This window comes from Anaerophilus nitritigenes, assembly GCF_004138215.1.
In the GTDB taxonomy this organism is placed as follows: Bacteria; Bacillota; Clostridia; order Peptostreptococcales; family Thermotaleaceae; genus Anaerophilus; species Anaerophilus nitritogenes.
On sequence record NZ_RYYS01000010.1, the window covers coordinates 1 to 8,520 of the forward strand.

General features: G+C 28.8%; 12 protein-coding genes. 11 read left to right on the forward strand and 1 reads right to left on the reverse strand.

What is annotated here, in order from left to right; translation table 11 throughout:
• The first annotated feature begins 540 nt into the window (after window positions 1–540).
• Window positions 541–912, forward strand: a complete 372-nt coding sequence (locus tag EK368_RS01055; RefSeq protein ID WP_129595881.1) for a BlaI/MecI/CopY family transcriptional regulator — start codon at window positions 541–543, stop codon at window positions 910–912.
• An 11-nt stretch (window positions 913–923) separates the two neighbouring features.
• On the forward strand, window positions 924–2,456 hold the full coding sequence (locus EK368_RS01060) for a M56 family metallopeptidase (protein WP_129595882.1): 1,533 nt from the start codon (window positions 924–926) through the stop codon (window positions 2,454–2,456).
• Between the two features lie 126 nt (window positions 2,457–2,582).
• On the opposite strand, the gene EK368_RS01065 is transcribed toward EK368_RS01060, so the two are convergent.
• Complete coding sequence (locus tag EK368_RS01065) at window positions 2,583–3,176, reverse strand: TetR/AcrR family transcriptional regulator (protein WP_129595883.1); 594 nt, start codon at window positions 3,174–3,176, stop codon at window positions 2,583–2,585.
• Window positions 3,177–3,280: 104 nt separating this feature from the next.
• Here EK368_RS01065 and EK368_RS01070 point away from each other — a divergent pair, with 104 nt between their 5' ends.
• The 9 genes from EK368_RS01070 to EK368_RS01105 all read left to right on the forward strand — a co-directional run bounded on the left by EK368_RS01070 (window position 3,281) and on the right by EK368_RS01105 (window position 8,390).
• Window positions 3,281–3,565, forward strand: coding sequence for a YciI family protein (locus tag EK368_RS01070; protein ID WP_129595884.1), 285 nt, complete (start codon window positions 3,281–3,283; stop codon window positions 3,563–3,565).
• A gap of 84 nt (window positions 3,566–3,649) precedes the next feature.
• Window positions 3,650–4,159: a GNAT family N-acetyltransferase gene (locus tag EK368_RS01075; protein WP_129595891.1), complete on the forward strand. Its 510-nt coding sequence runs from the start codon at window positions 3,650–3,652 to the stop codon at window positions 4,157–4,159.
• Between the two features lie 157 nt (window positions 4,160–4,316).
• On the forward strand, window positions 4,317–4,775 hold the full coding sequence (locus EK368_RS01080; protein ID WP_129595885.1) for an AraC family transcriptional regulator: 459 nt from the start codon (window positions 4,317–4,319) through the stop codon (window positions 4,773–4,775).
• 230 nt (window positions 4,776–5,005) lie between these two features.
• The gene (locus EK368_RS01085; protein WP_129595886.1) at window positions 5,006–5,752 is read left to right on the forward strand and encodes an alpha/beta fold hydrolase; all 747 of its coding nucleotides are present in this window, start codon (window positions 5,006–5,008) and stop codon (window positions 5,750–5,752) included.
• A gap of 566 nt (window positions 5,753–6,318) precedes the next feature.
• Window positions 6,319–6,525 (forward strand): hypothetical protein, encoded by a 207-nt coding sequence (locus EK368_RS01090; RefSeq protein WP_129595887.1) that lies wholly within the window; start codon window positions 6,319–6,321, stop codon window positions 6,523–6,525.
• 125 nt (window positions 6,526–6,650) lie between these two features.
• The gene (locus EK368_RS01095; protein WP_129595888.1) at window positions 6,651–6,839 is read left to right on the forward strand and encodes a hypothetical protein; all 189 of its coding nucleotides are present in this window, start codon (window positions 6,651–6,653) and stop codon (window positions 6,837–6,839) included.
• 214 nt (window positions 6,840–7,053) lie between these two features.
• Window positions 7,054–7,182, forward strand: a complete 129-nt coding sequence (locus EK368_RS15220; protein ID WP_279222240.1) for a hypothetical protein — start codon at window positions 7,054–7,056, stop codon at window positions 7,180–7,182.
• 309 nt (window positions 7,183–7,491) lie between these two features.
• Window positions 7,492–8,106, forward strand: coding sequence for a hypothetical protein (locus EK368_RS01100; protein ID WP_129595889.1), 615 nt, complete (start codon window positions 7,492–7,494; stop codon window positions 8,104–8,106).
• A 38-nt stretch (window positions 8,107–8,144) separates the two neighbouring features.
• Window positions 8,145–8,390, forward strand: coding sequence for a hypothetical protein (locus EK368_RS01105; protein WP_129595890.1), 246 nt, complete (start codon window positions 8,145–8,147; stop codon window positions 8,388–8,390).
• Window positions 8,391–8,520 lie beyond the last annotated feature (130 nt).

Consider the following 8,520-nt stretch of genomic DNA (forward strand, 5'->3'; position numbering starts at 1 on the left):
AAGCATTATAAATTATTGTATTATATAATGATTTATAACTTTTTATAAGTTTTCAGTAACGGAAGTTAGACTGATTAAATTAAGTAATATACAAATAAAAGTTATAAAAATTATATTATTTTTATAGTCATTATGGGAGCTTTATTTAAAATCCCATTAGAAGTTTTTAAATATTTTATAAAAAACAAATAGGGGTATAGTCAATTTGGGGTGCGAAAATGATTCGTGTAAAAACTGCAATAGAAAATCTAGAGTAACGATCTATTCAATTAAAATTCTCGTTCCACATATATTTTCTAAGATTACTATTACTGTATGATATTCATTTTGAATTGTTCATCTATATTTCATATAAATAATAAGCAGAATGAAAAGAAAAAGGATTTTGGAGTAGAGTTTTTGGAAAGTAAAATTTTATATAAAAAGAACAAATAAAAGCTCCTAGTCATTTAGGAGCTTAAAAAATATCCTATTGACAAAACTAAACTACGAGTGTAGTCTATATATAGACTACACTCGTAGTCAAAAGGAGGTGAGAACATGAATAAAATTCCGCAAATATCTGAATCAGAGTGGAAAGTGATGAAAGTTCTTTGGGAGAAATCACCTATTACAACTAATGAAATGATTGATGCTTTAGAAAAAACAACCCAGTGGAGACCTACTACTGTAAAAACATTAGTGAGTCGATTGGTAAAAAAAGAGGCTGTTGGTTTTGAAAAGAATAATCGAACCTATAGGTATTATCCTTTAGTAACAGAAGATGCTTGTGTAAAAGCAGAAAGTAAATCTTTTTTAAAGCGTGTATATGGTGGAGGATTGAAAATGATGATCGCAAACTTTTTAGAAATAGAGGATTTGTCTAAAAAGGATATTGAAGAGTTAAGACGTATGCTTGATGAGAAAAAGTGAGGTACGTGAAAATGGAGCTACTTTTTAAATGGTTAATCAGTACATCTATCAAAGGGAGTATTTTAATAGGATGCATTCTAATTATGAAACATCTACTTAAGAATAAATTAGGGGCAAGATGGCATTATTATGTATGGTTTTTAGTATTGGCAAGATTGGTTATGCCTTTTGCACCAGAAAGTTCAATAAGTTTTTTCAATTTACTGGGTTTTAGCAAACATACAGAAATGATAACAAAAAATGTATTAGTATATGACCCTAATATAATCATTGGTTGGTTCAAAAGTGGTATACAAATAGATGGATGGATAAATGATCATCAAACATTGACGCAAGCTTTATTACAAAGTAGCATTTACTTTAAATTGATGATCATTTGGATCATAGGGCTAATCCTGTTTAGCTTTTACACAATAAAGACAAATATAAGATTATGTTCAAAGATAAAAAGAGGTAGCTTATGTGAAGATGCACAAATCCTAACAATTCTTGAGGATTGTAAAGAGAAATTGGGAATTCATAAAGATCTTCTAATATTTAAGGTAAAAGGAATACAAACACCTGCTATTTTTGGATGGATTCGACCACGTATATTACTGCCTATAGACATAGAGAAAAAACTTAGTCCAAAGGGGTTAGAGCATATAATCCTTCATGAACTCGTTCATTTTAAAAGAAAAGACATTGTTCTTTTTTGGATAACAGGAATTTTGCAAATTATTCATTGGTTTAATCCTATTATATGGTATGGTTTCTATGAAATGAGGCAGGATTGTGAGATTTCCTGTGATAGTATGGTTTTGTCATCCATTGGACATGAAGAATGGAAAAATTATGGTCAAACTATGATTACGTTGTTGGAAAGTACTATAAATAGTTTTCAATCTGTAGGAGTCGTTGGATTTTCAACACAAAAGACTCAACTGAAAAGGAGGATAAAAATGATTACTTTATTTAAGAAAAATACATATAAGATATCCATAATATCTGTAATACTTTTAAGTTTTGTAGCATGCACATTTTTAACAAATGCAGATGATTCAATTTATGAAAAGAAAAACAATTTAGCAGTAAGTGCCAATGAAGTTAGTACAGATAAAGAAAACATAGTCATTGAAGGATCAGATGAAAAGGAAAATCTTCAAGAAAAAGAAATGCTTTGGCCTTTACCTGATTATAAAATCATTACAAGTACTTTTGGAAAGAAAAAACATCCTAAATTTAATAAAGTATCTATGCATACAGGTATTGATATAGCGGCTCCTAAAGGAAAAACTATTGTTGCAGCTGCTGACGGAACAGTTATACATTCAGAGGAACTTGGAGCTTATGGAAATACCATCATTATTGATCATGGCAATGGGATTGCTACTTTATATGGACATTGTAGTGAACTTGTAGCAAAAGAGAATACTACAGTAAAAATGGGAGATGAAATAGCAAAGATAGGATCTACAGGTGCTAGTACGGGTCCTCATTTACATTTTGAAATAAGAAAACAAGGGGAGGTAGTTGATCCTTTAAAATATGTTGACGATAAATAATGATTAAGATAGGGGTTGTATGAATATCGTCCTCACTAAGGACAAAATAAAATACAAATTAAGTGGTGTGAGTGCTCTAAAATCTTGTAGAGTCATTAAATCATACCACTTTTTCTATGGCAACACTTACAACATTTTTAAAATTTCATCAATATATTTTTCTCCTTTTTTAACAATATCAAATTTTCCATTTGAAAAACACCATGAAGCCATAATTCCTCTTACAAAACTTTCTAAGTATAAAAATATTTCTTCTTCTGTTTGGTCTGTCTCAAATACCTTTTGATGAATCCCTTCTAAAATTAATATCCTTAATTCTTTTGTAAAATCTCGTCTTTCAAAATGGTTGCTACTTTCCGATATACATTCGGTTAAATTAGTCACATAAGCACGACATGTCATTGTATAGCCAACATGATTAGTAAACATAAGTTCTGATATAAGAAACTTTCCTATTTTATCCTTAATACTCATATTTTTATCCTGTGAAATAAAATTTTGGTATTGTTTTAAAACAAACTGACTCATATCAGAATAGTAACTTTCTTTCACGATATCTTCTTTAGATTTATAATGAACATAAAAAGTACCCTTTGCAACTCCTGCTTTTTCGCATATCTCGCTTATGGTAACATTATCATATCCTTTTTTTTTAATTAGTCTAATAGCAGTTTCAAACACCTTATTTTTGGTCAAGATAGATTGTTCTTTTCTTAACATATGTATTCCTTTCTTGATTTTTTTCTATTATCAGTGTAAAATAATGACTATAGTCAGTGACTTTGGTCATTATTATATTAAACTATTTAAAGGAGAAAATCAATATGTTTATACTAAATCTTACATATATCAAACCTATTAATGAAGTAGAAAGATATTTGCCTAGCCATATATCATTTCTAGACAAATACTATAACGCCGAAAAATTTATCTGTTCTGGAAGGAAAAATCCACGTACAGGTGGAATCATTCTTTGTAATGCCGAAAATATTGATGAAGTTAATGCTATACTACGTGAAGACCCCTTTTACAGAGAAAAAATCGCTAATTATGAAATTATCGAATTTCTTCCTACCAAATATGCAGTCAATTTCAAATCTTTTATTTGAATCAAGGTGCCTGTCCCCTTGATTCTCTTCCCTTGATTCTCTTTAATTGTAGAATATTATGAATACAAAAGGAGTGCTTGATTGATGAGAATAAAGATAAAAGATGCAAAATTACAAGATGCACAAACTATTAGTAATATTTATGCTTTAAGCTGGAAAGCTGCATATCAGGGCATTATTCCTCAAAGGTATTTAGATCAACTCAAAAATAATTTTTGGGTAGAAGTTTTTCAAGACTGGATAAGTAATAACATATTTAAGGTAAAACAAATTTATGAGAATAATATTTCAGTAGGATGCATTGTTTATGGTAAAGCGAGAGATGCAATGCTACCTAAGTGGGGAGAGATTGTTTCGATTTATATTCATCCTGATTATTTTAGAAAGAGTTATGGACAAAAATTATTAGATGATGCATTAGCAGATATGAAAAAAGATGGTTATCAAAATATTTATTTATGGGTACTACAAGAAAATAAGAATGCACAACTTTTCTATGAAAAGAATGGTTTTCAATGCAATCAAGATGAATATAATTTTGAAATTATGGGAAAGCAATTCACTGATATAAGATATGTTATTGATTTAAGTTAGCCCAACATTAATATGATTCTCATTTCATGTTAAGTATATATTATTCTTAAATTAGAAATCAAAGGGACAGATACCTTACAAACTAAGTAGCTTTTCATATAGTGTATAATAAGTATTAGACATTATGAAGTATTTAGATAATAGGAGGGGTAATATTATGGCATATAAATTAGATCAAATAACAATAAGAACAAATAATTCCAAAGAAGGAATGCAAATTATTAGCGATATTTGGAAGGATATTACAAGTGGGGAATTACCTATTCTTTTTGATAGTGAACATGTATTCCAACAGGGTATTTCTCCAGTCTCAAAATATAGTAATTATTCCAGTGATGAAAATGGAGATTATGACTTAACTATAATGGCTGTAACAGGGGACTTTTTTCAAAAGATGGATGTAGAAGTAAGTAAAGGCTTTTATAAAAAATATGTCGAAAAATGTGAAGACGGAGAAATCAGTGTTTGTGCGAGAAAAGCATGGGAAAAAGTATGGGATGCGGAAAAATCAGGTCATATACATAGAACCTTTACAGAAGACTTTGAGAGTACTGTTCCAAGTGAATATACAAAAGATGGGAAAGCACATTGCTATTTATATATTGCAATTCAGTAGATTTAGAAAATAAAAGTGGGATTATGAGTAATGTAAAAATCAAAAGGCCAGGCACCTTGGTTTATAGAATCCCCAGTCATATTATAATGAAACTGGGGATTTTTCAATGGGAATTTTTAATAAACTAAAATAGTCTATATGTAAGAGTAACTACTAACTCTCCCATGTAGATTATATAAAATAAATATTTATTAAAAAATTTTACAATGTTTGTTATTGGGAGTTTAAAAATGTCTTATTTTAAGTATGAAAATATTAATATATATTATAGAGTATCTGGTGAAGGGAGACCTTTAGTTATTATACATGGAGATACAGCTTCCTCAAAAATGTTTATACCAGAATTAAAATTCTATTCTAAAAACTTTAAAGTAATTTTAATAGATTTGGTAGGTCAAGGGAAATCTCAGAGAGTAGATAAACTCCCCTTAAATTATTGGCATTTTAATGCTATTTTAGTTATTGAATTATGTAAACATATTGGTATTAGCGATGTTAACCTGTTAGGTACAAGTGGGGGGGCTATTGTTGCTTTAAATGCTGTATTGGAACAAACTAATTTATTTAACAGAATAATTGTAGATAGTTTCATAGGAGAAAATTTATCTTATGAGTTTGCTAAAAAAATTGTAGATGATAGAAAAATGGCAAAAAGCAAGTTAGGTTCTAAATTATTTTGGTTTATAATGCATGGCTTTGATTGGAAAGATGTTATTGACCAAAATACAAACTTAATTATAGATTTTTCAAGAAACATAGGTAATTTTTTTAATTATGAACTGAGTAACATAGAAAATAATGTTTTAATTACAGGAAGCGCGAAAGATGATTTAATACCTAATATCGAAAGTACATTAAAAGGTATTCATTTAAAAATGAAAAATTCTAAATTGGTTATTTTTAAGAATGGAAATCATCCTGCTATGTTTAGTAATAAAGAAGAGTTTAGAAATTTAGTTTTGGAATTTTTGTCCTAAATCATAATAAAGTACCGTATTATTCAAAACTGAGACAGGAATCAAGGGTGAATCAAGGGGACAGGGACTTTGATTCCTTTGATTCTTCATAGAAGGGGTGGTGGAAGTAATGAAGAAGTGAACTATAAGAGGATTAATTTTACTTGCATACTGCATACCATATGTTTTTCTACTTATCTATAATGATTTAAATAATAGGGCTGCATTGGAGTATGTAGGAATAATTATTGTTCCATTAATCCTTATATGTTTATGTATAATGACTAATAATATTGTTATTGGAATTATAGGAAATATCATTACATTTTTAATATCCTATCTATGTATATCAAATGTAGTAACAGAAAGATGGAGTTGGTATTTTAAACCGTTTTCTTCACTTGATATGTTGATATTCATAAGTGCAATATTATTATTTGTTGAAATTTTATTATGGATATTCATAGAAAGAGGAAGAGGAAACTAGGCGTCTCACTAATTAGGACTAAGACTAATGAATAATTTAGGATAGAAGATCTAAAGCTCCTTTATTTTTTACCAATTTTTTTTAATAGAGGTGATTTTTATTGTTAAAAGGGTTATTAAAATCTATTAGTTACTATGCTGTTATGGGAATGTTGGTAGTATTCGGGAAACGTTGCCTTAAATATAGATTTTCTATTGATATTATAAGAGGTGATTTTCCCAAAGATTTTGTTATTGGAATAACAGTTTTTGTTATTATGGCAATAATTTCAGAATTAATAAAAAGAAAAAAAGCATATCAACAATAATATTGAAGCACATGTAAAAGCTCCTAATCATCTAGGAGTTTTTTATATATGGTAAAATAAGTATTATACAGTTATAAAAAAATGAGAAACAATGATTATTAATAGGTTACTTAGGAGGAATAAAAATGAAAACATTATTTTCAGTGCTATTGATATTATTAATGATAGTAACTTTAAGTGTAGGATGTAGCAAAGAAAAGCCACAGGAAGATAAAAAAACTGCAGTTGAAAACACTAGTGAATTAGAAAAACCATATACTTTTAAAGGAGAAACCCATAGAATCAATGTGCCTGTCCCCCTGATTCACCTCTGATTCATTTTCTTATTTATATTCTACTTTGCCTTTGAATATACAGATACTATCATTACCCCTATCTTTATTTTGATTGTTTATATTTTGTAGTATATTGTATCATTTTAAATATTTTTGTTATATTTGTAATTTATTGGATAATGTGTGTTATATTTGTATTGGGACAAAATCAGCGATAAGTGAATATATTTTAAAAAATCAAGGAGGAATTTTTATGAAAAAAAATTTTTTATCTTTGTTTTTAGTATTAACGTTTGTATTTACTCTTAGTATTACTTCTTTTGCTGATTATGGAAAGGTTTATAATTTCAGCCTGGTGAAGAGCGAGTTGTTAGAACTTTAGGATCTAGTGAACTTCAAAAATTTAAGAGCTACAGCAATATATACATAGGTACTGTTGATGTGAAAGGCAACAATCTTAAATATAGTTTACTGATAACTAGCGCAAATGATCTACGTCTTAGCAGTGACTATTTTAGAGCATCATCTGGTATGCATTTTTTTGGACAGCCATTTAGTAGTCAAGGTCCTTTCCACCTAATAGTAAGAAACAAGGGGGATTCTCCAATTTCTGGAAGGTTAGTATTGGTAGCGGATTAATACTTAACCCTCTATCGTTGATTTTGTTAAAATTAAGAAGGAGAAATGTATTGTGAAAAGAAAAATAATATCCATGTTAATGGTAGCAGTATTTTCATTAAGTATTGGTACCATGTCTTTTGCTAATGATTCCATAAATACTAATTCAACACCTGTTACAAGGGGATCATATTATGAAATTTGGAAAATAAAAGATTCTTCTTATGAAGGAACTAAATATGGTAAATATCAACATTTAACTTTATTGGGTCCTGCTGATGCCGATGGAGAAACTTTTTCTGTAGCACAAGAAAGAAGTGTTGCTATATCTATAAATGGTTCTTTACAGGTTCCTAAATCAGCATTAGGAAGTGAATTAGGATTTGATGTAACAGAAAGTGTTGGAGTTGTTATAACAAAAAATTCAAGACCTTTAAAAAAAGGTGAAACAATTAAGGTTGATTATCGTGTTAAAGAACATAAATATAATGTTATACAAGAGTGTACCATCCATATGGATGGTCAAACTATAAAAGGTAAAACATCACGTGTTACAGTATCTAAACCTGATCCATATGCTAACGTAAGATTTACTTATATTTCAAGTAGAGGAGTTCCATATAGATCAGAAGAATATAAAGCCTATCCTAATGGAGTATTGAAATTAGTAAGCGAAAAAAATTTGTAGTAAATGTAGTTTAACCAATTAGAATCAGGAGGATTTATTTGAGTAAAAATATCAGGGGATTTTGTTGTTGTATTGTTGGCAGTTTAGTACTTTCTTTAGATTTATTTATATTAAAAGAAATTCAGAGTATTGATCGATTAGTAGCAACTCGAGTTATAAATTACCAATCATATTCAAATATTTCTGGATATTTTAAACAACCAGTTGTTTTCATGGGATTAGCTATTCCCATTATAGTAATTATAATAGGAATTATATTTTTGACAGATGATTTTAAGAGATAGGCAAAATAAAAAGAGGACAGCACACTTCCTATCAGTAAAGTGTACCCTATGTCAAGGACGTTTTAAAAAAAGAACTAGCTAGCCATAAGATGATTTCTGTATTTAACAGGAGTCATCTTATTTAAATTCC